The following is a 23,720-nucleotide window of genomic DNA, read 5'->3' as shown; positions in this document are numbered from 1 at the left end:
CACACTCAGACAATCGTCGGGCCGGCGCGCCCGTGGTTCACAGGCCTAGGCGGGCGTCCAGGCGTTCAGGGTCCGCTCCAGCACCGTCAGCGGCACGCCGCCCAGGTTCAGGCCGGTGTCATGGAAGCCCTTGATGTCAAAGCGGCTGCCCAGACGCTTCTTGGCGTCCTCGCGCAGCTTGACCCAGGTGGTGTGGCCGACCTTGTAGCTGGACGCCTGGCCCGGCCAGACGCAGTAGCGCTCGACCTCGGTGGCGATGCTGGATTCCTGATCGCCTAGGGTGTCGACCATGTAGCGGATGCCCTGCTCGCGGCTCCAGCGCTTGTGGTGCAGACCCGAGTCGACCACCAGACGCGCGGCGCGGAACATCAGCGACTGCAGATAGCCGATCTGGCCGAAGGGGTCGTTCTCATAGGCGCCGATCTCGTCCGCGAGCTGCTCGGCGTAAAGGCCCCAGCCCTCGGAATAGGCCGAGAAGCCCATGACCTTCATCAGCAGAGGCGTGTCCGGCTTCTCCTGTTGCAGGGCGATCTGGAAGTGATGGCCCGGCACCGCTTCGTGATAGGTCAGGGTCGGCAGGGTCCATTTGGGCCATTCCGCCGTGTCGCGCAGGTTGATGTAGTAGGCGCCCGGACGCGAACCATCCAGAGCCGGCGACTGATAGTATCCGCCCGGCGCACCGGCCTCGATGGCCTTGGGCACGCGCTTGATGTCGCACGGCGACTTGGGCAGGCGGCCGAAGTAGTCCGGCATACGCGCCTGCATGGCGACCATCTGGGCGTTCAGTTCCTTGATCAGCTCGTCCTTGGCCTCGTCCGTGTTCGGATAGACGAAGCGCCGGTCCTTGCCGAGCGCGGCCACGCGTTCGCCGACCGTGCCTTGCGTCATGCCTTGCGCCTTCAGCAGGGCGTCGGTGCGGGCCGAGATCTCGGCCACCTGCTCCAGCCCCATCTGGTGCACCTCGTCCGGCGTCATCGACGAGGTGGTGAAATATTTCAGGCCGAAGCGGTAATAGTCCTCGCCCTTGGGCAGACGCCAGACGCCGCCGTCGTGAGTCGCGCCGGGACGCACAGATTTCAGGGCGTCGGCCTGACGCTGGATGGCCGGATAGACTTCGCCGGCCAGGATGGCCTGGGCGCGCGCGGCCCAGTCGCCGGAGATGTTCTTCTCGGCCGTGCGGCGCGCCAGCGACTGGCTCATGACCGAGTCGGCCGGAGCCGTGCCGGTGATGGCGGCCATCTGGGTCAGGGTGCGGTCGATGACGAAATCAGGCGGCACGGCGCCGGCGGCGAAGTCGGCCAGCATCCGCTCGCGCTCGGCGTCCAGGCCCTTGGCGAAGTCCGACAGGCGCGACAGATAGGCGTCGGCGTCGTCCGCCGCCTCGATGCGGTGCTGGCTGTCCAGGAAGTCGGGGATCTGCTGATAGGATCCGCCCAGTTGGCTGACCGTATAGGGCGACGGGAACATGCCGCCGCCATAGGGGAAGCCGTACCCCTCCATCACCGTGTCGCCGAAGAACTCCAGCGAGTCGTAATAGGTCTGCTCCAGGGTCGTCAGTTGGCGCTTGTCGATGGCCTTCACGGCCTTCATGCCGTCGATAAACTTGGCCTTGTCGGCGTCGATCTTGGCCTGCGAGCGGTCGCTCAGCTTGAAGCGGGCCTGCGCCATCGGTCCCCGGTCCATGCCCAGCATGGTCAGGGTTTCGGGATCGGACAGGATCATCTCCTGGGCGATCTTGTCCAGCAGGGCCAGGAACTGGGCCGAGGCGGGACCCGCAGCCGGAGCAGCGGCGGTCTGCGCGAACGCGCGGGCGGCGCCCGAGGCCGCGAACGCGCCTCCCAGGGCGGCGGTCATCAACAGGCGGCGACGGTCCATCATCGGGCTTCCTCCCAAAAGCGATGGGAGGGGACACTATCGAAGCGGCGCCGCCCCACAAGGCGCCATGATCACGGCGCGGATGAAGTTTCGTCCATCCGCGCCCGTTGGCGGGATCAGCCCGGCTGGACGTGGGCCTTGAGGCAGTCGCGCACGGCCTTCTTCAGATCGCCCGGCGCATTGGGTTCGTCCACGCCCTCAGCGGCCAGCACGGCCTTCATCGCGGCGTCCAGACCCTTGGGCAGGGCCGCGATCACCTTCTTCTGACCCTTTTCGTGCAGGCAGAAGCCAACCTCGCTGCACAGGGCGGCGAACATCTCGTCGAAGTCCACGTGGGCGAAGTCGGGGGCGGCGTCGGTCATGAAGTCTCAGGCTTTCAGGCGGGTCGCATGGAAGGCCAGGTGGTCGTCCACGAAGCTGGCCATGAAGAAGTAGGAGTGATCATAGCCCGCCTGCATTCGCAGGGTAAGCCGCTGTCCCGCAGCCTGGGCCGCCGCGACCAGAAGCTCCGGTTTCAGTTGCTCGGTCAGGAAGGGATCGGCGTCGCCCTGATCCACCAGGATGTCGTCGAAACGACCCGCCGCCGCGCCGGCCTCGATCAGCAGGGCGGCGTCATGCTTCGCCCATTCGGCGCGGTCGTCGCCCAGATAGGCGGTGAACGCCTTCTCGCCCCACGGGCAGCGGGTCGGCGACGAGATCGGCGCGAAGGCCGAGACGGACCTGAACAGCTCGGGATGACGCAGGGCCAGGGTCAGGGCCCCATGCCCGCCCATGGAGTGGCCGAAGATCGAACGCGTCTTCGTCGTCGGGAACTGCGCATCGATCAGGGCGATCAGTTCGTCCGTGACATAGCTCTCCATGCGGAAGTGCGGGGCCCAGGGCGCTTGCGTCGCGTCGACGTAGAAGCCCGCGCCCTGCCCCAGATCATAGGCCGGATCGTCCGCCACCCCTTCGCCGCGCGGCGAGGTGTCCGGCGCCACGATGATGACGCCGTGTTCAGCGGCGGCCTTGTAGGCCCCGGCCTTGGTGGTGAAATTATCCTCGGTGCAGGTCAGGCCCGACAGCCAGATCACGACCGGGAACGGGCCCTCGCCCGCCGGGACAAAGACCGACAGGGTCATGGGCGTGCCCGTCGCGGCGCTGTCGTGTTTCAAATAGCGCAGGGTTCCGCCGTGAACGACGTGTGTCTTGACCGTTTCCATCCACTCAAACTCCGATCAGTCAGGCCAGACGCGGGCCATGAAGGCGTCGTCCAGTTGGCCGCCGTCCTTCGGGAAATAGCTGTACCAGTCGCGCGGGATCGGCGGGCTGGCGCCGACGGGCGGCGCGCCGCCGCCCCAGGCCTCGAAGCCGACGCCGACCAGGATCGGTCCCTCGCGCACAGCGGGGGCCGGCACGGCCTCGACCGCCCTGACCACCGCCGCGATGGTGTCCGCGCTGGGCGCCGGTTCGCCGGTGACGACCCAGGCCTTCGCCCGCCCGCCCGGCTTGACCATCAGCAGCACCATGCCCGAGGCGCCGGGCTGAACCGGGGCGGCGCGGAACGCCCCTTCCGCTGCCGTCGTCGCGGCGTTGACGTAAGGCGTCAGGGCCGAAACCTCGACCCGCGCCTTCATGACCGGATCGGGCAGATAGAGGACCACGTCCTTGCCTCTCCAGGCCTCAACGGGGACCTCTGCGGTCGGCGCCCCGTCGGCAGCCCGGTCGCAGGCCGCCAATCCCAGCGACAGGCTGAACGCCGCCAGCCCCGCCGTCATCGCCGCTTTCGCCCTCATCTCGTCTCCGCCTTCAAACCTGTGCCCTGCTTTATTCCTTGCTGACCCCGGCAGATAGGCCTGCCGTCAGCCTTCGGGCGTCACCACGCGGGTCGGCTGACCGTTCTCGTCCCGGAACGTGATGCGCGCGCCGCCGTCAGCCGCCACACTGAGCACCAGACGCGCCCGGCCCGCGCCGTCGCGCAGCACCAACTCCGAAGCGCCCGACCCCTGACGCCCGAGGAAGGCGCGCGGCTGCCCGTCCATATTGGCGGCCAGCATCGCCGCCTGCTGTTCCTCCGGCGTCATGCCCGCCAGACGCGTCAGGACGTCATAGTCGATCGACTCCTCGGGTCGGTCGTTGACGAAGACGCCGGACACCCGGCGCGCGCCCTGCTGGAAGCCCATGATCTGGACCGTCTGATCCTGTTCATAGCCGTCGAAGGTCAGGCTGCCGCCGGACGACCTGACCCCGTCGGCGTTCTTGCCGCCGAACACCAGGCCGCCGACCTCGGTGCCTTCTTCGTTCATGAACAGCATCCCGGCCGTGTCTCGTCCCGGATGCGGCACCTCGCGCCCGCGATAGGGGATTTCGGGGAAGGCCGTCTGGTTCGAGATCGCCATCCGCAGCGTGCCGTCCGGCTCGCGCACATTGATGCGCTGGACGTCGATCTCGGTGAAGCGGGCCGGGCCGACGCCCGACACCGCCCCAGAGACCATCACCCCCACGAAGACAGCGGTCAGCACGCCCGAATAGGCGATCAGAGCCTTTTGCGCGTCGAACTTCATGATGATCCTCCCCTTTGGAATGGGGCTAGGTAGCGGATCACGCCGACGCCATCCCGTGGTCAGTTGTCGCAAGCTCGGCTTTTACGACGGCCGGTGAACGGCGCAGATCTTGTTGCCCGACGGGTCGCGCAGATAGGCCAGGTGCATCTTGCCGAAGGGGGTGTCGCGCGGACCCGCCGGGTCCTCGATGGCCGTGCCGCCCGCCGCCACGCCGGCCTCGGCGAAGGCGAGAACCGCCTCGGGGCTGGCGGCGGCGAAACCGATGGTGCCGCCGTTGGCGTGACAAGCCGGCTCGCCGTCGCGCGGCGTGACCACGCCCAGCATGCCGCGCGGCGTCATGTACCAGACGCCGGGTCGGGGCTGATCGCTGAAGGTCCCCGGCTGATGGCCCAGGGCGCCGAGCACCGCGTCATAGAATTTCTGCGACGCCTCGACGTCGTTGGCGCCGAGCGTGACGTGCGTGAACATGGTCTTCCTCCCGATGATGCGCCCGACCGGTTCGCCGGGCGCAGCAAGCTAGGCTTAGTCAGTTTCGTTTGGCAACGTTCTTTTAGAAGACGATCACCGAACGGATGCTCTTGCCTTCATGCATCAGGTCGAAGGCCTCGTTGATGCGTTCCAGCGGCAGAGTGTGGGTGATCATCGGGTCGATCTCGATCTTGCCGTCCATGTACCAGTCGACGATCTTGGGCGTGTCGGTGCGGCCGCGCGCGCCGCCGAAGGCCGAGCCCTTCCAGACGCGGCCGGTGACCAGCTGGAACGGACGGGTGGCGATTTCCTTGCCCGCCTCGGCCACGCCGATGACGACGCTCTCGCCCCAGCCGCGGTGGCAGGCTTCGAGCGCCTGACGCATGACCACGGTGTTGCCGGTGCAGTCAAAGGTGTAGTCGGCGCCGCCGTCGGTCAGTTCGACCAGATGGGCCACCACGTCCGACACCTCCTTGGGGTTGACGAAGTGGGTCATGCCGAAGCGACGGCCCCATTCCTCCTTGTCGCCGTTGATGTCCACGCCGACGATCATGTCGGCCCCGACCAGCTTCAGCCCCTGGATGACGTTCAGGCCGATGCCGCCCAGACCGAAGACCACGGCGTTGGCGCCCGGCTCGACCTTGGCCGTGTTGACCACGGCGCCCACGCCCGTCGTCACGCCGCAGCCGATGTAGCAAGCCTTGTCGAAGGGGGCGTCCTTGCGGATCTTGGCCACCGCGATCTCGGGCAGGACCGTATAGTTCGAGAAGGTCGAGCAGCCCATGTAGTGGGCGATGGCCTGACCCTTGTAGGAAAAGCGCGAGGTGCCGTCGGGCATCAGGCCCTTACCCTGCGTCCCGCGGATCGAGGTGCACAGGTTGGTCTTGCGCGACAGGCACGACTTACACTGGCGGCATTCCGGCGTGTAGAGCGGGATGACGTGGTCGCCGACCGCCAGCGAGGTCACGCCCGGCCCGACCTCGACCACCACGCCCGCGCCTTCGTGGCCCAGAATGCTCGGGAAGATGCCCTCCGAGTCCAGACCGTCCAGCGTATAGGCGTCGGTGTGGCAGACGCCCGTCGCCTTGATCTCGATCAGCACCTCGCCCGCGCGCGGCCCTTCCAGATCGACCTCGACGATTTCGAGCGGGCGTTTGGCTTCGAACGCGACGGCGGCGCGGGTTTTCATTGTGCTGGTCCTTCGGACGTCCCTATCGCTCGCGACGCGGTCGCTCGCTGCTTCAGGGACAGGATGTGACTGAATTGGCGTCTGTTGTACGCCGCGCGGCGCCCGGCCGAAACGGCGACAACCGCAAAACATTATTGTCGTATCGCAACAATCATGTTCGAACGTCCGGATGAGCCGCTGGGACGGGATCGACGAATTCACCGCTGTCGCCGAACAGGCCAGCTTCTCGGCCGCCGCCCGGCGCCTCGGCCTGTCGACCTCGGCCGTCAGCCGCGAAATCGCCCGGCTGGAAGACCGGCTGCAGACCCGGCTCTTGCATCGCACCACCCGCCGGGTCGAACTGACCGACGCGGGCCGCGACTTCCTGGCCCGCTGCCGTCGCCTGATCGACGAACGCGACGAGGCCCTGGCCGCCGTCCAGCCCGACGATCAGGCCCCGCGCGGCCTGCTGCGCATGACCTGTTCGGTCTCCTATGGCGAGCGCTTCATCGCTCCGGCGGTCAACGCCTTTGCGCGCCAGAACCCCGAGCTGCGGATCGAACTGGACCTCGACAACCGCCTGCGCGATCTGGTCGGCGACGGCTATGATCTGGCGGTGCGGTTCGGCCACCTGACCGACTCCCGGCTGATGGCGCGGCGGCTGGCCTCGCGGCGACTGATCCTGTGCGCCAGCCCCGACTATCTGGCCCGGCGCGGCGCCCCGCGCGACCTGTCCGAGATCCCCAGCCACGACGGCCTGATCGGCTCGTCCGAGCACTGGCGCTTCACCGAAGCCGGGCGCGAGGTCAGCCTTCGCCCCTCCGGCCGCTGGCGCTGCAACTCCGGCGCGGCGGTGCTGGACGCGGCGCTACAGGGTCTGGGCCTGTGCCAACTGCCCGACTTCTATGTGACCGAGGCCCTGGCCTCGGGCGCCCTCATCTCCCTGCTGGACGAGGCCCGCCCGCCCGACGAAGGCGTCTGGGCCGTCCACCCCCACCCCCGCCACGTCCCGCCCAAGGTCCGCGCCATGATCGACTGGCTGCACGAGCGGCTCGCCCAAAGGAGCCCCGCATGAACCTCGTCGTCCTGACCGGCGCCGGCGTCTCGGCCGAGAGCGGCGTGCCGACCTTCCGCGCCTCGGACGGGCTGTGGGAGGGGCATCGCATCGAGGAAGTGGCGACGCCCGAGGGGTTCGCGGCCAACCCGGCTCTGGTGCAGGACTTCTACAACCAGCGGCGGCGGCATCTGGCCAGGGTTCAGCCCAACGCCGCGCACCGGGCCCTGGCCGATCTGGCGGCGCGGTGGCGGGGCGACTTCCTGCTGGTGACGCAGAACGTCGACGACCTGCACGACCGGGCGCACGTCGAGACGCCGCCCGCGTCGGGATTCGAGCTGATCCACATGCACGGCGAACTGTTGAAGGCGCGCTGCACCGCATCCGGCGTCGTCTGCGATTGGGACGGTGATCTGGAGGCCGCACACGCCTCGCCGCATCATCCCCGCGGGATCTTACGCCCGCACATCGTCTGGTTCGGAGAGATGCCGCTGGCGATGGAGCGGATCGAGGCCGCGCTGGACGCCTGCGACCTGTTCGTCTCCATCGGCACCTCGGGCGCCGTCTATCCGGCGGCCGGCTTCGTGCAGTCGGCGCGGATGGCCGGGGCGCGGACGGTCGAGATCAATCTGGAGCCGACGCAAGGCGCCCGCCTGTTCGACGAGGGCGTCTATGGCCCCGCCACCGAGGCCGTGCCCGCCTTCTTCTCTGGTCTTTAAGCGCGCGGCCCGAACAGGATCACCCCCGCCCCGATCAGGCAGACCGCCCCGCCGATCAGGTCCCAGCGGTCCGGCGTCGCCTTCTCGACCAGCGCCATCCACGCCAGCGAGGCGACGATATAGACCCCGCCATAGGCCGCGAACGCCCGCCCCGCCGTCTCGGCCGGAACCAGGGTCAGCAACCAGGCGAAGGCGATCAGGCTGAGCACGCCCGGAACCAGCCAGACCGGCGACCGATCCAGCTTCAGCCAGGCCCAGAAGGCGAAGCAGCCGCCGATCTCCGCCAGGGCGGCCAGCGGGTAGATGAGGGCGAGTTTCATTTTATCTCCGTCATTCCGCGGCCGCGCAGCCGAACCCGGAACCCAGGCCGTTCAACACACAGGGCGGCGACAGGACAAGACGCGGCCGGTTCAGCCCTCTGGGTCCCGGGTTCGCTTCGCGCACCGGGATGACGGCATGAGAGGTCAGTCACACCAATCCGCCGCCAAGTCTTCCAGACCGGGTTGACGGCTTCGATCAGCGCCAGCTTCCACGCTCGCCGCCATTTCTTGATCTGCTTTTCGCGGGCGATGGCTTCGGTCATGCCGAGATGCGGCTCGAACCAGACCAGACCCTTGCAAGCATGGTCATCGGTGAAGCCCTTGAACGTCCCGAGCTTGTGCTTCCACACCCGGTCGTGAAGGTCGCTGGTGACGCCGGTGTAGATCGTGCCGTTGCGGCGGCTGGCCATGATGTAGGCGGCGATGATCGCGTCTGGATTTCGCACTCTCGCCTCCCCCTGCCGTCATTCCGGGGCGCGCAGCGAACCCGGAACCCAGGCCATTCAGCACGCAGGACGCGAACAGGACAAGGCGACGACATCTCAACCTTCTGGGTCCCCGGGTTCGGCTGCGCCGCCCCGAGGATGACGAAGGGCAGTGGAGCTACTCGCCCTTCTTCGCTTCCGCCGCGCGCTTCTCGGCCAGCTTGGCCAGCACCCGGCCGCGGCCCTTGGCCAGGGCGTGGATGGCGCCGCGCATGGTAGCGACTTCCTGTTCGGTGAAGGCGGCGCGGCCCAGCATGACACGCAGGTTCTGGCTCATCGACGGCTTCTTCTCGGGCGGATGGAAGAAGCCGCCGGCCTCCAGCTCGGCCTCGAAGTGTTCGTACATGCCGACCAGCAGTTCGTTCGACGCGGGCGGCTCGCCCTCGCGGAAGCGCGGCGGCGGGGCGTCGAGGATGAGGGTGCGCCATTCATAGGCGTTGATGGCCACGGCCTGGGCCAGGTTCAGCGAGTGGTGCTTCGGGTCGATGGGGATGGTGGTGATCCCGGCGCACAGGGCGATGTCGGTCGTCTCCAGACCCGCACGCTCGCCGCCGAACAGCAGGCCGGTCTTCAGGCCGGACGCCGTGTCGTCGTAGAGGATGCGGGCGCTCTCGCGCGGGGTGCGCACCGGCTGGCGCGTCTCGCGCGGGCGGGCGGTGGTGGCGAAGACGGTGTTGAGGTCATGGATGGCCTCGGCCACGCTGTCGAAGACCTTTACATCCTCCAGCACCCAGTCGGCGCCCGAGGCGGTGGCCCAGGCGCGGTCCTGGGGCCAGCCGTCGCGCGGGCTGACCAGCCGCAGTTCCGACAGGCCGAAGTTGGCCATGACGCGGGCGACCGCGCCGATGTTCTCGGCCATCTGGGACTTGTCGAGGATGACGACGGGGGGCGTGAGTTCAGTCATGGGCGTCCCCTACCCCTCCGCGCCGTCTCGCGAAAGTCAGTCCTCGCCGATCATCGAGGTCCAGGGGTCGACCGTGCCGGCCTCGACCTCCGCCACCTTGACGGCGGGCCAGCCGATGGAGGCGGTCGCGCTCTCGCGCCAGCTGAGGATGATCAGGTCGCGCAGTTCCGAGGCGCCGGCCGCCAGACGCTCGTTGACGAAGGCCGCGCCGCGCGGGTCGGCGTCCTTGAAGCCGCCCGCCTTTTCCAGACGGTAGAAGGGAATGACCATGCCCAGGGTGGTCTTCAGATAGCCCGCGGTGCGGGCGCGCAGGTCCAGACCCGACACCTGAGGTTGGCTCATGGCCGCCTCGACCGTATCCAGGCGGGCGACGCGCGAGGTGAACTCGCCCTCGAAGATGCCGTGGGTGCGACGCGAGTTGGTGAAGCCCTCGGGGTTGGGATAGTCGCCCCAGCCGTTGAAGTGGATCGAGGTGTGGTGCGGCTGCGAGCCGTCGCCGACGTAGTGGGCCAGGACGCCGATGTCGCGCAGGATCAGGGCCTCGCGGCGCTCGCGGTCGGCGCGGTACCAGGCCTTCTTGCCGGGGTCGCTCTCGCGGGCCTCGGCGGCGGTCAGGACGCGCCAGTAGGCGAAGTCGCGCCCCAGGTTCTGATAGGCGTCCATCAGGGCGTAGGGCAGATAGCCGACCTCGTCGATCTTGATGCCCGCCTGAACCAGGGCCGTGTCGAAGTCCGACTTCAGTCGCGGCAGGGCGTCGATGTGCGGGCCGTTGGCCGTCATCGCATGACCGTTGTCGTCGAAGTCGATGAAGTGGGCCGTGTCGCGCTCGCGGTCGTGCGGCTGACCGGCGCCCTTCCAGCGGTCGGGCTCGCGCGCCAGTTCGCCGACGTCGGCGATCGCGCCCGGCGTGCGCAGGAAGGCCGGCAGGTCGTCGCTGAGACCCCGCATGGCCGCCACGCCGATCAGGCGGTGGCCGGTGTTGCCCCAGGCGTCCACATGAACGGCGGGGGCCGCGACCAGCATCAGGGCGGCGGCGGAGATCATCAGGCGTTTGACTTGGCGCTTCATCGCAGGACACCGGCGGAAAAATTCGTGGGGAAACGACCGCTTATCCCATTCCCGGCCGCGCCTCCACCCATGCCGGTCGCCGCGTGGCCGCGCGATCACGCCGCCGTTATCTTGAACCGAAACGCAGACTTTCTTCGCAATAAAGTGTTACACACCCAGACTTAGGTGTTAACTGAACAGCTGATCCGCATAGTATAGAAGCCGCACACATCGAATACTGTTTTCGTTGCTGCCACATATGCTGTGACATTTGCACGATATGCTCATGCGCCTGTGGACTAATCGAACAATGATCGTGCTTCAGACGCACGCCTGATCTCAAGCGACACGTTTTCGCCACAATTGACGGCCAAAAACCGGGCGCCGGATCGTGTCGGGACCGGTGCTTCCTGAGTCTGTTCGATGCTGAACACAGCCGCTGCGCTTGCCATGTTCTGGGCTATCACCTTCTCCGGTTCCGGAGAGCCTCAACCCTATGAAGCCGTTATCGCTAGCGAAACGGCTGCAATGGAAACCGCCGCGGCGGATGAAAGTTCCATCGACGCTTCCGCCCTCTCCGCCGAACAGGCCGAGCTAATGGCGGGCGAACCCGACTGGCGCGCCTCGGCCCGCCTCTATCACGCAGGCGGCGGCGGCGCGACGGGCAATGACTCGCTCGGTTGCCGTCCGATCGCGATGCGCACGGTCGCCGTCGACCCCCGCGTCATCCCGCGCCGCACCAAGCTCTTTATTCGCGAAACGGTCGGCCTGCGCATGAGCGACGGCACGATCCATGACGGCTACTGGTACGCCTCGGACACCGGCGGCGCGATCAAGGGCGCCAAGATCGACCTCTACACCGGCCACGGCCGCGGCTCGATGCAGCAGGCCCGCAGCCTGAATATGAAGACCCTGACCATCGCCGACGCCGGCGACTTCGACGGCTGCCCCCCGGCCTGGGAAACGGCCTCGAACTAAGGGCGGCCTCGCCCCACCGACAAAAAAGGCGACCGGAGCGATCCGGTCGCCTTTTTGCTGCGCCGAGCGCCCCGTCAGACCTTGAAGGACAGGAAGCCGTCATCCACCGCCACGGTCGAACCGTTCACCGCACTGGCGGCGTCGGTGAAGAGGAAGGCCACCACGCTGGCGACCTTTTCCGGCTGGATCAGGCGATTGTGCATGTGCTGGGCGGCCAGAGGAGCCTTGGCCGCCGGATCGTCGCCCAGGATCGGCGTATCGATGAAGCCAGGCGCCACGCCCACCACGCGAATCCCGTGCTCCGCCAGTTCCAGCGCGCCGGAGCGGCTCATCGAGACGACCGCCGCCTTGGCCGCATTATAGTTGAAGCTGCCGCGCGCTGCGATCGAGCCATAGATGGAGGCCGTGTTGACGAAGGCGCCCTTCACGCCCAGCTCGACCATCTTCCGCGCGCCGTACAGCAGACCATAATAGACGCTGTGCTGATCGACCTCGATCACCTTCAGATAGTCGGCCGGCTCCATCTCGAGGAAGGGCTTCACCAGACCGATGCCGGCGTTGTTGAACATGCCGTTCAACGTGCCGAGCTTTTCAACGGCGAAGTCCACCAGCGCCTTCACCTCATCCGCCTTCGAGACATCGACCTTGAAGGCATGAGCCCTGCGCCCCAGCGCCTGAACCTCGACGGCGACAGCCTCGGCGCCCGCGACGTTGAAGTCAGCAACGATCAGGTCCGCGCCCTTGCGCGCCAGGGCCAGACAGGCTTCACGCCCGATGCCGCTGGCGCCGCCCGTGACGATAATGACCTGGTTCTCGAGTTCCATACGCGGTCTCCTTCTTCCGAAAGCGTGACCGACATATAGGCGTCCAAGGTGACGCTTCGACCCGACCGCACGGGGTCGTGATCAGAACTTCCGCTTGCCGCTCACCGTCTCGAAGAACAGGCGGAAGTCGCCCATCAGGCTCCAAAGCGGATATTTGAAGGTGGCCGGACGGTTCTTCTCGAAGAAGAAGTGCCCGACCCAGGCGAAGCCGTAGCCGACCAGAGGCATGGCCAGCAGCCACCAGGCGTTGCGCGTGACGCAAAAGGCCGCGAAGGCGGCGATCACCAGCCCCGTCCCGACCACATGGATGCGGCGGCAGGTCCGGTTGGAATGCTCGTGGATGTAGTAGGGATAAAACGCGGAAAAGGAGGGGTAGCGCCCCCCGTCATACCCAGTCTTGGGGCGTCCAGTCTGCGGTTCGCGTGCGGTCATGGCCGCAGCCTGCCCCCGGATTGAACCGGGGGCAAGTCAGCGATCAACGGTCAGTCGAAGCGCTTGCCGCCCTTCGGCCCCTTGGGACCCTTGGCGAAGGGCTTGCCGGCCGGCTTGAAGCCCGGCTTGCCGCCGGCCTTGAAGTCCGACTTGGGCTTGAACGGCTTCTTGGCGCCCGGCCCCTTGGCGAAAGGCTTCTCGTTGGGCTTGTCGAAGAACTGGCTGCTTTCCGGCGCGTCGGCGCGGGGCGCGTAGGGCTTCTTTTTGAAGGCCGGACGCTCGCCGTCGGCCTCGCCTTCGCGCGGCTGCCACGGCTTCTTCTTGAACGGCGGACGACCGCCCTCGCCGTCCTCGTCGCGACGGAAGGGCTTCTTGGCATAGGGACGCTCGCCGCCTTCGTCACGACGGTTGCGCGTCCCGCCCTTGAACATGCCCGAATGCGGGGCTTCCGACGGCGTGATGTTCGCCTCGTTGGTGTTCATGGCCGCCAGCTTCCTGAAGGCCTCGACGTGGGTGTTGGCGATCTCGAAGCGGGTCTCTTCGGGGAAGGTCTTGATCGAGCCGATCTGCTGCTTGGTGATGCCGCCGATGCGGCAGATCATGGGGATCAGCCACTTGGGATCGGCGTTACGGTTGCGGCCGATGTCCATGCGGAACCAGGACACTTGGTCCGGCTGCAGACGCTCGAAGGGCGAGGCCCCGGCGGCGAAGGCGTCGCCGCTCTCGCCGCGCGGCTTGCGCTGCGGACCCTGGCCCGGATCGACCAGATCCTCGGGAGCCGGCAGGTCCTTGCGCAGCAGGACCAGCAGGGCGCGGGCCAGGTCTTCCGCCGTGCGCTCGGCGACCAGCTTGGCGATCAGGCCGGCGTCGTCCTCATTGCCTTCCTCGGCGAAGACCGGGGCGGCCAGCAGGCGTTGCTCGTCCTTGGCCAGGATCTCGTCGGCGGTCGGGGCGCCGGCCCAGGTCGCCTCGACGCCCGCCGAGCCCAGCAGCATCTCGGCCTTGCGGCGACGGCTGCTCGGCACCAGCAGGATGGAGGTGCCCTTCTTGCCCGCGCGGCCGGTGCGGCCCGAACGGTGCAGCATGGTGGCCTTGTTGATCGGCAGTTCGGCGTGGATCACCAGGCCCAGGTCCGGCAGATCCAGACCGCGCGCGGCCACGTCGGTGGCGACGCAGACGCGGGCGCGGCCGTCGCGCAGGGCCTGAAGCGCGTCGGTGCGCTCGCGCTGACCCATTTCGCCCGACAGGGCCACGGTGGCGAAGCCGCGCTCCAACAGCGACGACTGCAGGTGACGCACGCTGTCGCGCGTCGAGCAGAAAACCAGGGCGCCGGGCGCCTCATAGAAGCGCAGCACGTTGACGACGGCGTGCTCGATCTCGTTCGGGGCGATGCGCAGGGCGCGGTATTCGATGTCGCTGTGCGGCTGGCTGCGGTCGACGGTGTCGATGCGCACGGCGTCGCGCTGATAGCGCTTGGCCATCATGGCGATGTCGCGGGCGATGGTGGCCGAGAACAGCAGGGTGCGGCGTTCAGCCGGCGACTGCTCCAGAATGTATTCGAGGTCCTCGCGGAAGCCCATGTCGAGCATCTCGTCGGCCTCGTCGAGCACCAGCACCTTCAGCGCCGACAGGTCCAGGTTGCCGCGATCGATGTGGTCCTTCAGGCGGCCGGGGGTGCCGACCACGATGTGGATGCCGAAGTTCAGGGCGCGGGCTTCCTTGCGGGCGTCCATGCCGCCGACGCAGGTGGTGATCTTGGCCTTGGACTCGCCGTACAGCCACTCCAGCTCGGCCGAGACCTGCAGCGCCAGTTCGCGCGTCGGGGCGATGGCCAGCATCAGCGGCGCGTCGGCCGGACCGAAGGTTTCGTTCTCGCCCAGCAGGGACGAAGCGGCCGCCAGCCCGAAGGCCACCGTCTTGCCCGATCCGGTCTGGGCCGAGACCAGCATGTCGGCCTCACCATGACCTTCCAGAACCGCCGCCTGGACGGGGGTGGGCTCGGCATAGCCCTTGTTGGCGAGAGCGCGGTCTAGCGCGGGGTGGATCGCGGGAAAGGGCATATACGACCTGAAAAAGAGCAAGGCGGTCGCCGAAACGACCGCGCCCGGCCAAGGCGAACAGCCGGCCGGGCGATGAGGAGGCGGTCTCTATACACCAATAACGGCCCCGATGCGGCGGATTTCCGCAAAAAGACCGTCGTTCACCACGCTTGTTCAGGCGTCATTGACCTCAAAGCCACGATCATGACCATCCGCAGAGTTCATTTCGCCGCCCGGAGACCGATCATGACGATCCCGCCCCTGAGCATCGCCGCCGCCGGAATGCAGAACGCCGCCAACCGCTTCGAGGCCAGCGCCCGGCGCACGGCCACCGGTTCGCTGGACAACCTGGCGGTCGAGGCGGTCGAGCAGATCCGCGCCAAACAGGACTTCTCCGCCAACGCCGCCGTGGCGCGGACAGCAGACGAGATGACGGGGACGTTGCTGGATATTCTGGTCTAGAGTCAGACTCCTTCCCTCCGTCATCCTCGGGCTTGACCCGAGGATCAAGCGTGGGAGCGCGCTCGTCCTATCGACGTTGAGCAGACGGAGAACCCGATCCTCGGGTCAAGCCCGAGGATGACGGCGCAAAATCGATCTACCCCGCCTTTTCCGGCAGGTGGAAGAAGTCGATGAAGCGGGCGAAGACGTCGCGGTCGCCCTCGATGGTCATCGCCCCCTCGCCTTCCAGCGCCGCCAGCGGAACCTTGCCATAGACGGCGGCCGCCACCACTGGCGGGACAGCGCGCACCACGACCTCGGCCTCTTCGGGCTCACCGCGTCGCGTTTCGATCTGGCCCTCGGCCACGCTCACCACCATGCGGTCCTCGTCCAGGGCGAAGCCCAGACGCATGACCGCGCCCGCAGCCTTCGACGGATCGAACATGGTCTCGAACGACTGCATGATCGACACCGCGCTGATCGGCAGGGTCGGGTCGTGCAGGCGCGAGCGCGCGGCCCAGCGGCCCAGCACCATGAAGACGGGCTTGATCTCATAGCCCCAGTCGGTCAGCTCATAGACCTGGACCGAGGCGGGCGGCGGCAGCTTGCGGCGCTGCACGATGCCCGAGGCCTCCAGCCCCTCCAACCGCTGCGTCAGGACATTGGCCGACAGGCCGCACAGGTCCTTGCGTAGGTCGCTGAAACGCCTCGGCCCCATCATCAGTTCTCGTATGACCAGCAGGGCCCAGCGCTCGCCGATCAGGTCGAGGCCGTGCGCGGCGCCGCAGGCGTCGTGATAGCGGCGGGAACGGCCGGCGGACTCTTTAGTTACTTTTTCTAACTTCATGGTTGACTAACATAACACGATAGGACACCGTTACGCCAGATCAGGGAGGATCGCCACATGAACAAGCTCATCTTCGTCAATCTGCCTGTCACCGACCTGCCGCGCTCCGTCGCCTTCTATGAGGCCGTGGGCGCCGCGAAGAACCCCATGTTCTCCGACGACACCGCCGCCTGCATGGTGTTTTCGGACACCATCCACGCCATGCTGCTGACCCACGAAAAGTTCTCCAGCTTCACCGACCGCGCCATCCCGGACGCGAAACGGACGGCCCAGGTGCTGATCTGCGTCTCCGAGGACAGCCGCGACGGCGTCGACGCCGTGATCGACCGCGCCGCCAAGGCCGGCGGTCAGGCCGACCCCAATGCGAAACAAGACTACGGCTTCATGTACGGCCGCAGCTACGCCGACCCGGACGGCCATATCTGGGAGGTCATGTGGATGGACCCCGAGGCCGCCGCCGAGGGCCCCGAGGCCTTCGCCGCCCAGGTCGGGGGCGGCTGAGCCATGGCCGACCTGTTCGAACTGAGCGTCAGCCGCGTCTTCAAGGCCTCGCCCGAAACCGTCTGGCGCGCCTTCACCCAGCACGGGACGGAGTGGTTCACGCCCCGACCCTGGACCACGCCCCAGGTCGACTACGACCTGCGCCCCGGCGGCCACGCCGACATCGTCATGCAGTCGCCCGAAGGCGAGCGGCATGAGTATCGCGGCGTGGTGCTGGAGGTGATCCCCGGCCGCCGCATCATCACCACCGGCGCCATGACCGAGGGCTGGATTCCGCAGCCGGGCGAGATGAACTTCGTGCGCATCGACACGTTCGAACCCGAAGGCGACGGCACCCGCTACACCGCCCGCGCCCGCCATTGGGACGACAAGGCCATGAAGACCCACGCTGATATGGGCTTCGAACCCGGCTGGGGCGCCGCCGCCGATCAGCTGGGCGAGGTGGCCGAGCGTCTCGCCGCACAGGAGGCGACGTCATGAGCGACAAGATCATTCCCTGTATCTGGTACGACCTGGGCCAGGCGAAGAAGGCCGCCGAGTTCTACGTCTCTCTGGGCCTGCCCGACAGCCGCATCGACCGCGTTGCGACCAGTCCGACGGACAACCCGTCCTCCCCCGAGGGCGCCGAGCTGGTGGTCGAGTTCACCCTGGCCGGGCGGCCCTATATGGGCCTGAACGGCGGCCCGACCTTTCCCCAGACCGAAGCCGTCTCCTTCATGATCATGACGGACGACCAGGCCGAAACCGACCGCCTGTGGGACGCCATCGTGGGAAACGGCGGCGCCGAAAGCGACTGCGGCTGGTGCAAGGACCGCTGGGGCGTCAACTGGCAGATCACGCCGCGCCGCCTGATGGCCTTCTTCAGCGACCCGAACCCCGCCCGCGCCAAGGCCGCCTTCGAGGCCATGATGACGATGAGAAAGATCGACATCGCCGCCATCGAGGCCGCTGCTGACAAGATTGCGTAAACGGTCAAGCTAGGCTGCACGACCCGCGAGCGACATGTCGCTTTCCACCAAGACGCCAACCACGCCTGCTGCAACTATCCACTCTGCCCCTTCATGCAGCGAGCCGCCGCGCGGCGAGCGATAGGGGCCAACCACAAAGAGGAGACACCCAGATGGCCTACATCACCGGCTTTTTGACCCCCGTCAAAACCGAGAACAAGGACCGCTATGTCGAGTCCGCCCGCGTCGCCTGGCCCCTGTTCAAGGGCTACGGCGCTCTGGCCCATGTCGAGAACTGGGGCGAGGACGTGCCTGACGGCAAGGTGACCAGCTTCCCCATGGCGGTGAAGCTGGAGGACGGCGAGGTCGTGGTCTTCTCCTGGCTGATCTGGCCCGACAAGAAGACCGCCGACGACGCCTGGGCCAAGATGCAGGAAGACCCCGCCATGGCCAACATGGACATGCCCTTCGACGGCAAGCGCATGATGTGGGGCGGCTTCGAGACGGTCTTCGACGAGCGCGCCTGACGACGAGCGCGGGGCCGGTCGCACGCCGGTCCCCGCGCCTCTTCAGTGGGCGCTGTCTGGCTTGGTGCGGTGAGCGCGCAGGCATGTCGCCACGCCCAGGACCACCAGAACAAAGGCCAGCGCCTCCATCGCGGTTGGCAAGCGCTGTTCCCAGGCGAAGCCGTAGATCAGGGCGAACAGGGTCTCGAACAGGATCATCTGACCGACCAGGGTCAAGGGCAGAAGCCGGCTCATCCGGTTCCACAGATTATTGCCGACGATCGAGGCCAGCACCGCCACGCCGACCGACACCCCGGCCAACCGCATCCAGTCCCCGGCTTCGTGCTGCGCGCCCGAGGCGGTCAACAGGGCGACCGGCAACAGCAACAGGCTCTGCGCCCCGGTGACGACTCCGGTCAGCAGGTTCCAGTCCTGGGCCGATACGGTCTTCAACTGACCAAGCCGCCGCGCGTTTCTCACCGCGAAGAAGGTCCATGAGGCCAGGGCGCCGACGGCGCAGCCAAAGCCGATCAGGCGCGTGCCGTGTGCGGTCTCTGCCGGCGCGGCCAGGGCCTGCCAACCGATGCAGACCGCGCCGGCCACGCAGAGCAGCAGGGGCAGATGCAACCGTCTCAGCGGCACGGCGCCGTGGTCGCGACTGCCGATGATCGTCACCGCCACCGGCAGGAAACCGATCACAAGCGAGGTCATGGCGATGCCGCCGGTCTGCACCGCCCCTGACAGCAGGATGTAGTAGAGCGTGTTGCCGGTGAGGGCGAGCCAGAAGAGGTTCAGCCAGTCAGCGCGTCCGATCCGCTCCGCCACCGCCTTCCATCGCGGCGCCAGCAACAGCCCGGCGATCAGGCCATAGGCGAGGTAGCGGCCCACCGTCAGCTGCAGCGGATTGAAGTCCCGCGCCAGCTCCGGCGCCAGGAAGACCAGGCCCCACAGCGCGCCCGCCCCGACGCCGCAGGCCACGCCAACCGCCGTCCGGTTGTTTCGCCCCTGATCGATGATGTCCGTCGTCATTTCCGGTTCCCGCCTGGCTCGGCGGCGAGCTATACCAAGGGGCGGACGGGGCGTTTCCTCTCGATCACGGGCCCAAACGCAACAAACACTCGCACAACAAGATCGCCAATGGCCGGACGAACCGCCTCTCCCCAGCGCCCGCTCGACAGCTTTGATCGCGCCATCCTGCGCATCGTGCAGCGCGACGCCCGGACGCCCCAGCGCACCATCGCCGAAGCCGTCAACCTGTCCGCCGCCGCCGTGCAACGGCGCATCGCGGCCATGGAGGCCAGCGGCGTCATTCGCGGCAATGTCGCCCTGGTGGACCCCAAGGCCCTGCCCCTGACCATCACCGCCATCGTCGAGGTCTACCTTCAAGACGAGCGGGCCGAGACGGTCCAGAACGCCAAGGCCCGCTTCCAGAGCGAGCCGGAGGTGCAGCAGTGCTACTACGTCACCGGCGGCACCAGCTTCATCCTGATCGTCGTCACCACCGACATGGCGGCCTATCAGGCGCTGACGCAGCGGCTGTTCGAGGAGAACGACAGCGTCAACCGCTTCCGCTCCCTGATCGCCCTGGACCGGGTGAAGACCGACGCCTCGCTCATCATCCCCTGAACGCCTGAAACAGAACGAAAAACGCCGGCGAGGTCGAGACCCCGCCGGCGCTGATCTTCACATGATCGGACCGATCAGCTGTCCAGGAAGGACCGCAGCTTACGCGACCGCGACGGGTGCTTCAGCTTGCGCAGGGCCTTGGCCTCGATCTGACGGATGCGTTCGCGGGTCACGCTGAACTGCTGGCCGACTTCTTCCAGGGTGTGGTCGGTGTTCATGCCGATGCCGAAGCGCATCCGCAGGACCCGCTCTTCGCGCGGGGTCAACGACGCGAGCACTCGCGTCGTGGTTTCACGAAGATTGCTCTGGATGGCGGCGTCGATCGGCAGGACGGCGTTCTTGTCCTCGATGAAGTCGCCCAGGTGGCTGTCTTCCTCGTCGCCGATGGGGGTTTCCAGCGAGATCGGCTCCTTGGCGATCTTCAGGACCTTGCGCACCTTCTCCAGCGGCATGGCCAGCTTTTCGGCCAGCTCTTCCGGGGTCGGCTCGCGGCCGATCTCGTGCAGCATCTGGCGGCTGGTGCGGACGATCTTGTTGATCGTCTCGATCATGTGCACCGGGATGCGGATGGTCCGCGCCTGGTCGGCGATCGAACGGGTGATCGCCTGACGGATCCACCAGGTGGCGTAGGTCGAGAACTTGTAGCCGCGGCGATACTCGAACTTGTCGACCGCCTTCATCAGGCCGATGTTGCCTTCCTGGATCAGGTCCAGGAACTGCAGGCCGCGGTTGGTGTACTTCTTGGCGATCGAGATCACGAGGCGCAGGTTGGCCTCAACCATTTCCTTCTTGGCCTGACGGGCTTCGCGTTCGCCCTTCTGCACGGTCTGGACGATGCGGCGATAGTCGTCGATCGGCAGGCCGGCCTCGGTCGCCACGGCGGCGACGTCGCCGCGGATCTGGGCGATCTGGGCGGCCTCGACCTCGCTGAACTTGGTCCAGCGCACGCCCATTTCCTTGATGCGGTCGGTCCAGTTCGGATCTAGTTCCGATCCGAAGTAGGCCTTGAGGAACTCCGGACGCGAAATGCCGTAGCTGTCGGCCAGGCGCAGCAGGCGGCCTTCCAGACCGATCAGGCGCTTGTTGATCGCGTACAACTGCTCGACCAGGGCCTCGATGCGATTGTTGTTCAGCTTCATCGTCTTCAGACGATCGCTGATGGCCGCGGTCAGGGTCTCATAGGCCTTGTGATCCTTGGCGCTCAGCACCTCGCCCTTCAGGCGGGCCTCGACCAGCTTGTCCTGCAGCTTGCGGAAGCCGCCGAAGTCGGCCGCGATGGCGTCCAGAACTTCCATGACGCCGTCGCGCAGTTCGGCCTCCAGGGCCGAGATCGACATGCCGCCGCCGTCGTCGAAATCGTCCTCGTCCTCGTCCTCACCTTCGCCCTCGGGCTTCTCGGCGCCGGGCGCGGGGGCCTCGCCGGCCGGGGGCTGGTTGTGCGGCAGGGACGAGGGATTCAGGATGCCGTAGGTGGCGTCCAGGTCGATCACTTCGCGCAGCAGGATGCGGTTGTTGGCCAGTTCCTCGCGCCAGACCATGATGGCCTCGAAGGTCAGGGCGCTTTCGCACAGACCCGAGATCATGGCGTCGCGGCCGGCTTCGATCCGCTTGGCGATGGCGATCTCGCCCTCGCGGCTCAGCAGTTCGACCGAACCCATTTCGCGCAGGTACATGCGCACGGGGTCGTCGGTGCGGTCGTAGGCGGACTTGGCGGGGGTCTCCGCCACAGCCGTTTCGGCTGCCGTGGTGACTTCCTTGCCTTCAACATCGGCGGCGTCTTCCTCGGCCTCGACGACGTTGACGCCCATCTCCGACAGCATGGCCAGGGTGTCTTCGATGGCGTCCGGGGTCACTTCCTCGGACGGAAGGACCTTGTTCAGCTCCTCCATCGTGACATAGCCGCGGGCCTTGGCCTGCTTGATGAACTTCTTGACGCCGGCGTCCGTCAGATCGAGCAGGGGCCCGTCGGAATTGGCTTCGGTTTCCTGCGTCTCGGTCTGCGCGCTCATTCAGTCTGTCTCCACGACCGCCTGGGGTGATCAGTCCCCTGCGGCGAAAATACAACGCCCGACGACTTCGTTGGTTACGAAGAAGCCGCGTCTTCCCAAATCGTTCCGGTCTTGATGGCCCGTCGCAATGCATCGCGCTCGGCTTTCACCAGGGTGAAGGCCGAGTTGTCGAACGCCTTGTGGGCATCCGACTTTGCTGACGCCAGCGCCTGCTCCAACGCCGCTACGCGGGTCAGAGCGTCGAACGCCTGCGACCACCGGATCCTCGCCTCGCCGAGGGGCTTGTCTGCAGCCAGGAATGGCGCGCCGGACTTCGCCGCCGCCTTCTCGACCTCGTGCATCAAGGCATCATGACCCGAGTGGGCCAGATGGCGTCGGATCGCGGCAGAGTCAAGGCTCTGACCGGAAAACCGTAGCCGCACCAGTTCCTGAGCCAGTCCGTCCAGCGCCGGATCGCCGAATCCATGCCGGGCGATGGCCTCCAGATGGTCGTCCATCCGCCCGGGATCATCGACCGCGCCGTGGGCCAGGGCGGCGGCCACCGGCTCGATGGAGCGGAACAGGGCCTGCATGGCCTGGGCGCCCTCGGCCGTCTGACCCAGCTTCGGCGGCGGACCGCGCCAGCGCCCGCCGGGTCCGGGTCGCCCGCCCTGCTGGAAGGTCTGCTGTTGCTGCTGTTGACGGGGGAACAGGGCGTCGAAGCGCTCGAACAGGTCGCGCCGGTACTGCTCAGCCAGGTCCTTGTCCTGAATGGCTGACGCGGCCTGACGCAGCCGCCCCTTCAGCCCCGCCTTGCGCTCGGGCGTGTCCAGAGGTTCGGCCTCGGCCTCGCGCCGGAACAGGACTTCGATGAAGGGCCGGGTCTCGCTCAGGGCGTGGCGCAAGGCCGGCGCGCCCTTGTCGCGCAGGATGTCGTCCGGGTCCTGACCTGCATCCAGCAGGGCGAAACGGAAGGACCGGCCCGACTTCAACAGCGGCAGCGACCGCTCGATCGAGCGATAGGCCGCCCGCAGCCCCGCCGCGTCGCCGTCAAAGCAGAGCACCGGCTCGGCCGAGACCCGCCACAGACGCTCCATCTGGTCCTCGGTCAGGGCCGTGCCCATGGGCGCGACCGCAGGCAGGCCCGCGCGCTGGCAGGCGATGACGTCCATATAGCCTTCGACGACGATGATCCCCTGCTCGCCCCGGCTCTCGGCCCCCAGGATGCGGCGCGCCTCGGGCAGGCCGTAGAGGGTGGCGCCCTTGTGAAACAGCGGGCTCTCAGGCCCGTTCAGATACTTGGCCCGGTCGTCGGGGTTCATGGCCCGTCCGCCGAAGCTGACGATCCGCCCGCGCGCGTCCAGGATGGGGAACATCAGCCGGTCGCGGAACCGGTCATAGGGAGCCCCGCCGCTTTCCGGCGAGATCAGCATCCCCGCCTCGACCAGATCGCCAGGCCTGGCCCCGCGCTGGATCAGGGCGTTCTTCAGGCCCTCACGGTCGTTGGGCGCATAGCCCAGGCCGAAGCGTTCCCACTGGTCCTCGGGCAGGCCGCGCTTTTCCAGATATTCGCGCGCCGCCTTGCCGACCGAGCGACGCAGGTTGGCGGCGAACCACTTCTGGGCCAGGTCCATCCAGTCGGTCAGACCCTGCTTCTTCGCCTCGCGCTCGGCCGACTGCGGGTCCTCGGCGGGCAGCTGCATCCCCGCCTCCCCCGCCAGCCGCTGCACCGCCTCGACGAAGCTGAGCCGCTCGGTCTCCTGCAGGAAGCTGATGATGTCGCCGTGCTTGCCGGAGCTGAAGTCGTGGAAGAAGCCCTTGTCGTCGTTGACGAAGAAGCTGGGCGACCGCTCCTTGGAGAAGGGACTGAGGCCGACATACTCGCGCCCCTGCCGCTTGAGCTTCACCGTCCGGCCGATGACGTCGGACGGGCGAAGGCGGGCCTTCAGTTCTTCAAGGAAACGATCGTCGAAACGCACGATCTCAGACACTCCGGCGCGACGAAGAG

Annotated in this window: 27 protein-coding genes; 9 read left to right on the top strand and 18 right to left on the bottom strand. The window is 67.2% G+C overall.

The genetic code is table 11. From position 1 onward, the window contains the following. Window positions 1–45 precede the first annotated feature (45 nt). The 7 genes from ACFYLW_RS01745 to ACFYLW_RS01715 all read right to left on the bottom strand — a co-directional run bounded on the left by ACFYLW_RS01745 (window position 46) and on the right by ACFYLW_RS01715 (window position 6,075). Complete coding sequence (locus ACFYLW_RS01745; protein ID WP_390182594.1) at window positions 46–1,878, bottom strand: DUF885 domain-containing protein; 1,833 nt, start codon at window positions 1,876–1,878, stop codon at window positions 46–48. Window positions 1,879–1,991: 113 nt separating this feature from the next. Beyond that, window positions 1,992–2,237, bottom strand: a complete 246-nt coding sequence (locus ACFYLW_RS01740; RefSeq protein WP_292083576.1) for a hypothetical protein — start codon at window positions 2,235–2,237, stop codon at window positions 1,992–1,994. A 6-nt stretch (window positions 2,238–2,243) separates the two neighbouring features. Beyond that, entirely contained in the window at window positions 2,244–3,077 is an 834-nt protein-coding gene (gene fghA, locus ACFYLW_RS01735; RefSeq protein ID WP_390182593.1) for an S-formylglutathione hydrolase, read from the bottom strand. Between the two features lie 15 nt (window positions 3,078–3,092). Continuing rightward, window positions 3,093–3,650 carry a hypothetical protein gene (locus tag ACFYLW_RS01730; RefSeq protein WP_390182592.1) on the bottom strand — a complete coding sequence of 186 codons (558 nt, stop codon included), beginning with the start codon at window positions 3,648–3,650 and terminating at the stop codon, window positions 3,093–3,095. A gap of 66 nt (window positions 3,651–3,716) precedes the next feature. Next, window positions 3,717–4,418 carry a hypothetical protein gene (locus ACFYLW_RS01725; RefSeq protein WP_390182591.1) on the bottom strand — a complete coding sequence of 234 codons (702 nt, stop codon included), beginning with the start codon at window positions 4,416–4,418 and terminating at the stop codon, window positions 3,717–3,719. Between the two features lie 81 nt (window positions 4,419–4,499). Beyond that, on the bottom strand, window positions 4,500–4,886 hold the full coding sequence (locus ACFYLW_RS01720) for a VOC family protein (RefSeq protein ID WP_292083580.1): 387 nt from the start codon (window positions 4,884–4,886) through the stop codon (window positions 4,500–4,502). Between the two features lie 82 nt (window positions 4,887–4,968). Then, a complete protein-coding gene (locus tag ACFYLW_RS01715; RefSeq protein ID WP_390182589.1) occupies window positions 4,969–6,075 on the bottom strand; it encodes an S-(hydroxymethyl)glutathione dehydrogenase/class III alcohol dehydrogenase in 1,107 nt (368 codons plus the stop codon). Window positions 6,076–6,244: 169 nt separating this feature from the next. Between ACFYLW_RS01715 and ACFYLW_RS01710 the strand changes: the two genes are divergently transcribed. Together ACFYLW_RS01710 and ACFYLW_RS01705 are read left to right on the top strand one after the other, a co-directional pair. Then, on the top strand, window positions 6,245–7,129 hold the full coding sequence (locus ACFYLW_RS01710) for a LysR family transcriptional regulator (protein ID WP_390182588.1): 885 nt from the start codon (window positions 6,245–6,247) through the stop codon (window positions 7,127–7,129). After that, a complete protein-coding gene (locus ACFYLW_RS01705; RefSeq protein ID WP_390182587.1) occupies window positions 7,126–7,827 on the top strand; it encodes an NAD-dependent deacylase in 702 nt (233 codons plus the stop codon). The genes ACFYLW_RS01710 and ACFYLW_RS01705 overlap by 4 nt, the downstream gene beginning before the upstream one ends. On the opposite strand, the gene ACFYLW_RS01700 is transcribed toward ACFYLW_RS01705, so the two are convergent. The 4 genes from ACFYLW_RS01700 to ACFYLW_RS01685 all read right to left on the bottom strand — a co-directional run bounded on the left by ACFYLW_RS01700 (window position 7,824) and on the right by ACFYLW_RS01685 (window position 10,604). Beyond that, the gene (locus tag ACFYLW_RS01700; protein WP_390182586.1) at window positions 7,824–8,147 is read right to left on the bottom strand and encodes a YnfA family protein; all 324 of its coding nucleotides are present in this window, start codon (window positions 8,145–8,147) and stop codon (window positions 7,824–7,826) included. The genes ACFYLW_RS01705 and ACFYLW_RS01700 overlap by 4 nt on opposite strands. Next, complete coding sequence (locus ACFYLW_RS01695) at window positions 8,144–8,593, bottom strand: GIY-YIG nuclease family protein (RefSeq protein ID WP_390182585.1); 450 nt, start codon at window positions 8,591–8,593, stop codon at window positions 8,144–8,146. The genes ACFYLW_RS01700 and ACFYLW_RS01695 overlap by 4 nt, the downstream gene beginning before the upstream one ends. A gap of 157 nt (window positions 8,594–8,750) precedes the next feature. Then, the gene (locus ACFYLW_RS01690) at window positions 8,751–9,536 is read right to left on the bottom strand and encodes an RNA methyltransferase (protein WP_390182584.1); all 786 of its coding nucleotides are present in this window, start codon (window positions 9,534–9,536) and stop codon (window positions 8,751–8,753) included. A gap of 36 nt (window positions 9,537–9,572) precedes the next feature. Then, the gene (locus ACFYLW_RS01685; protein WP_390182583.1) at window positions 9,573–10,604 is read right to left on the bottom strand and encodes a S1/P1 Nuclease; all 1,032 of its coding nucleotides are present in this window, start codon (window positions 10,602–10,604) and stop codon (window positions 9,573–9,575) included. 402 nt (window positions 10,605–11,006) lie between these two features. On the opposite strand from ACFYLW_RS01685, the gene ACFYLW_RS01680 reads away from it, so the two are divergent. Continuing rightward, window positions 11,007–11,561: a 3D domain-containing protein gene (locus ACFYLW_RS01680; RefSeq protein ID WP_390182582.1), complete on the top strand. Its 555-nt coding sequence runs from the start codon at window positions 11,007–11,009 to the stop codon at window positions 11,559–11,561. A 74-nt stretch (window positions 11,562–11,635) separates the two neighbouring features. Here ACFYLW_RS01680 and ACFYLW_RS01675 read toward each other — a convergent pair whose 3' ends face one another. The 3 genes from ACFYLW_RS01675 to ACFYLW_RS01665 all read right to left on the bottom strand — a co-directional run bounded on the left by ACFYLW_RS01675 (window position 11,636) and on the right by ACFYLW_RS01665 (window position 14,877). Beyond that, window positions 11,636–12,385, bottom strand: a complete 750-nt coding sequence (locus tag ACFYLW_RS01675) for an SDR family NAD(P)-dependent oxidoreductase (RefSeq protein WP_390182581.1) — start codon at window positions 12,383–12,385, stop codon at window positions 11,636–11,638. Between the two features lie 81 nt (window positions 12,386–12,466). Then, complete coding sequence (locus ACFYLW_RS01670) at window positions 12,467–12,817, bottom strand: Mpo1-like protein (protein WP_313103283.1); 351 nt, start codon at window positions 12,815–12,817, stop codon at window positions 12,467–12,469. A 50-nt stretch (window positions 12,818–12,867) separates the two neighbouring features. Beyond that, on the bottom strand, window positions 12,868–14,877 hold the full coding sequence (locus ACFYLW_RS01665) for a DEAD/DEAH box helicase (protein ID WP_390182580.1): 2,010 nt from the start codon (window positions 14,875–14,877) through the stop codon (window positions 12,868–12,870). 225 nt (window positions 14,878–15,102) lie between these two features. Between ACFYLW_RS01665 and ACFYLW_RS01660 the strand changes: the two genes are divergently transcribed. After that, window positions 15,103–15,318, top strand: a complete 216-nt coding sequence (locus ACFYLW_RS01660; protein ID WP_292083595.1) for a flagellar basal body rod C-terminal domain-containing protein — start codon at window positions 15,103–15,105, stop codon at window positions 15,316–15,318. Between the two features lie 136 nt (window positions 15,319–15,454). Here the strand turns inward: ACFYLW_RS01660 and ACFYLW_RS01655 are convergent, their stop codons facing one another. Then, window positions 15,455–16,144 (bottom strand): winged helix-turn-helix transcriptional regulator, encoded by a 690-nt coding sequence (locus tag ACFYLW_RS01655; RefSeq protein WP_390182579.1) that lies wholly within the window; start codon window positions 16,142–16,144, stop codon window positions 15,455–15,457. Window positions 16,145–16,201: 57 nt separating this feature from the next. Here ACFYLW_RS01655 and ACFYLW_RS01650 point away from each other — a divergent pair, with 57 nt between their 5' ends. From ACFYLW_RS01650 to ACFYLW_RS01635, 4 genes are all read left to right on the top strand, one after another. Continuing rightward, window positions 16,202–16,645: a VOC family protein gene (locus ACFYLW_RS01650; protein ID WP_390182578.1), complete on the top strand. Its 444-nt coding sequence runs from the start codon at window positions 16,202–16,204 to the stop codon at window positions 16,643–16,645. 3 nt (window positions 16,646–16,648) lie between these two features. Then, entirely contained in the window at window positions 16,649–17,125 is a 477-nt protein-coding gene (locus ACFYLW_RS01645) for an SRPBCC family protein (protein WP_390182577.1), read from the top strand. After that, window positions 17,122–17,613 carry a VOC family protein gene (locus ACFYLW_RS01640; protein ID WP_390182575.1) on the top strand — a complete coding sequence of 164 codons (492 nt, stop codon included), beginning with the start codon at window positions 17,122–17,124 and terminating at the stop codon, window positions 17,611–17,613. Before ACFYLW_RS01645 ends, ACFYLW_RS01640 begins: the two co-directional genes overlap by 4 nt. A gap of 152 nt (window positions 17,614–17,765) precedes the next feature. Further along, on the top strand, window positions 17,766–18,119 hold the full coding sequence (locus tag ACFYLW_RS01635; RefSeq protein WP_390182573.1) for a DUF1428 domain-containing protein: 354 nt from the start codon (window positions 17,766–17,768) through the stop codon (window positions 18,117–18,119). A 42-nt stretch (window positions 18,120–18,161) separates the two neighbouring features. On the opposite strand, the gene ACFYLW_RS01630 is transcribed toward ACFYLW_RS01635, so the two are convergent. Further along, window positions 18,162–19,127: a DMT family transporter gene (locus ACFYLW_RS01630; RefSeq protein ID WP_390182572.1), complete on the bottom strand. Its 966-nt coding sequence runs from the start codon at window positions 19,125–19,127 to the stop codon at window positions 18,162–18,164. 108 nt (window positions 19,128–19,235) lie between these two features. Here ACFYLW_RS01630 and ACFYLW_RS01625 point away from each other — a divergent pair, with 108 nt between their 5' ends. Next, a complete protein-coding gene (locus tag ACFYLW_RS01625) occupies window positions 19,236–19,724 on the top strand; it encodes an Lrp/AsnC family transcriptional regulator (RefSeq protein ID WP_390182571.1) in 489 nt (162 codons plus the stop codon). Window positions 19,725–19,798: 74 nt separating this feature from the next. Here the strand turns inward: ACFYLW_RS01625 and rpoD are convergent, their stop codons facing one another. Next, window positions 19,799–21,733, bottom strand: coding sequence for an RNA polymerase sigma factor RpoD (gene rpoD / locus ACFYLW_RS01620; RefSeq protein ID WP_292083604.1), 1,935 nt, complete (start codon window positions 21,731–21,733; stop codon window positions 19,799–19,801). A 74-nt stretch (window positions 21,734–21,807) separates the two neighbouring features. Beyond that, entirely contained in the window at window positions 21,808–23,691 is a 1,884-nt protein-coding gene (gene dnaG, locus ACFYLW_RS01615) for a DNA primase (RefSeq protein WP_390182570.1), read from the bottom strand. Window positions 23,692–23,720 lie beyond the last annotated feature (29 nt).

The organism is Brevundimonas sp. NPDC007368, from assembly GCF_042869015.1.
Taxonomy (GTDB): Bacteria; Pseudomonadota; Alphaproteobacteria; order Caulobacterales; family Caulobacteraceae; genus Brevundimonas.
The sequence above is the reverse complement of the archived record's forward strand: the minus strand, read 5'-3'. Positions and strand labels throughout refer to the sequence as shown.

What these genes read in the sequence shown, in the direction of transcription:
- ACFYLW_RS01720 (WP_292083580.1), bottom strand. Translation starts at nt 4,886, where the DNA reads ATGTTCACGCACGTCACGCTCGGCGCCAACGACGTCGAGGCGTCGCAG.
- ACFYLW_RS01660 (WP_292083595.1), top strand. Translation starts at nt 15,103, where the DNA reads ATGACGATCCCGCCCCTGAGCATCGCCGCCGCCGGAATGCAGAACGCC.
- rpoD (WP_292083604.1), bottom strand. Translation starts at nt 21,733, where the DNA reads ATGAGCGCGCAGACCGAGACGCAGGAAACCGAAGCCAATTCCGACGGG.
- ACFYLW_RS01710 (WP_390182588.1), top strand. Translation starts at nt 6,245, where the DNA reads ATGAGCCGCTGGGACGGGATCGACGAATTCACCGCTGTCGCCGAACAG.
- ACFYLW_RS01630 (WP_390182572.1), bottom strand. Translation starts at nt 19,127, where the DNA reads ATGACGACGGACATCATCGATCAGGGGCGAAACAACCGGACGGCGGTT.
- ACFYLW_RS01700 (WP_390182586.1), bottom strand. Translation starts at nt 8,147, where the DNA reads ATGAAACTCGCCCTCATCTACCCGCTGGCCGCCCTGGCGGAGATCGGC.
- ACFYLW_RS01680 (WP_390182582.1), top strand. Translation starts at nt 11,007, where the DNA reads ATGCTGAACACAGCCGCTGCGCTTGCCATGTTCTGGGCTATCACCTTC.
- ACFYLW_RS01690 (WP_390182584.1), bottom strand. Translation starts at nt 9,536, where the DNA reads ATGACTGAACTCACGCCCCCCGTCGTCATCCTCGACAAGTCCCAGATG.
- ACFYLW_RS01685 (WP_390182583.1), bottom strand. Translation starts at nt 10,604, where the DNA reads ATGAAGCGCCAAGTCAAACGCCTGATGATCTCCGCCGCCGCCCTGATG.
- ACFYLW_RS01625 (WP_390182571.1), top strand. Translation starts at nt 19,236, where the DNA reads ATGGCCGGACGAACCGCCTCTCCCCAGCGCCCGCTCGACAGCTTTGAT.
- ACFYLW_RS01635 (WP_390182573.1), top strand. Translation starts at nt 17,766, where the DNA reads ATGGCCTACATCACCGGCTTTTTGACCCCCGTCAAAACCGAGAACAAG.
- ACFYLW_RS01665 (WP_390182580.1), bottom strand. Translation starts at nt 14,877, where the DNA reads ATGCCCTTTCCCGCGATCCACCCCGCGCTAGACCGCGCTCTCGCCAAC.
- ACFYLW_RS01655 (WP_390182579.1), bottom strand. Translation starts at nt 16,144, where the DNA reads ATGAAGTTAGAAAAAGTAACTAAAGAGTCCGCCGGCCGTTCCCGCCGC.
- ACFYLW_RS01675 (WP_390182581.1), bottom strand. Translation starts at nt 12,385, where the DNA reads ATGGAACTCGAGAACCAGGTCATTATCGTCACGGGCGGCGCCAGCGGC.
- fghA (WP_390182593.1), bottom strand. Translation starts at nt 3,077, where the DNA reads ATGGAAACGGTCAAGACACACGTCGTTCACGGCGGAACCCTGCGCTAT.
- ACFYLW_RS01670 (WP_313103283.1), bottom strand. Translation starts at nt 12,817, where the DNA reads ATGACCGCACGCGAACCGCAGACTGGACGCCCCAAGACTGGGTATGAC.
- ACFYLW_RS01645 (WP_390182577.1), top strand. Translation starts at nt 16,649, where the DNA reads ATGGCCGACCTGTTCGAACTGAGCGTCAGCCGCGTCTTCAAGGCCTCG.
- ACFYLW_RS01705 (WP_390182587.1), top strand. Translation starts at nt 7,126, where the DNA reads ATGAACCTCGTCGTCCTGACCGGCGCCGGCGTCTCGGCCGAGAGCGGC.
- ACFYLW_RS01740 (WP_292083576.1), bottom strand. Translation starts at nt 2,237, where the DNA reads ATGACCGACGCCGCCCCCGACTTCGCCCACGTGGACTTCGACGAGATG.
- ACFYLW_RS01730 (WP_390182592.1), bottom strand. Translation starts at nt 3,650, where the DNA reads ATGAGGGCGAAAGCGGCGATGACGGCGGGGCTGGCGGCGTTCAGCCTG.
- ACFYLW_RS01650 (WP_390182578.1), top strand. Translation starts at nt 16,202, where the DNA reads ATGAACAAGCTCATCTTCGTCAATCTGCCTGTCACCGACCTGCCGCGC.
- ACFYLW_RS01725 (WP_390182591.1), bottom strand. Translation starts at nt 4,418, where the DNA reads ATGAAGTTCGACGCGCAAAAGGCTCTGATCGCCTATTCGGGCGTGCTG.
- ACFYLW_RS01715 (WP_390182589.1), bottom strand. Translation starts at nt 6,075, where the DNA reads ATGAAAACCCGCGCCGCCGTCGCGTTCGAAGCCAAACGCCCGCTCGAA.
- ACFYLW_RS01640 (WP_390182575.1), top strand. Translation starts at nt 17,122, where the DNA reads ATGAGCGACAAGATCATTCCCTGTATCTGGTACGACCTGGGCCAGGCG.
- ACFYLW_RS01745 (WP_390182594.1), bottom strand. Translation starts at nt 1,878, where the DNA reads ATGATGGACCGTCGCCGCCTGTTGATGACCGCCGCCCTGGGAGGCGCG.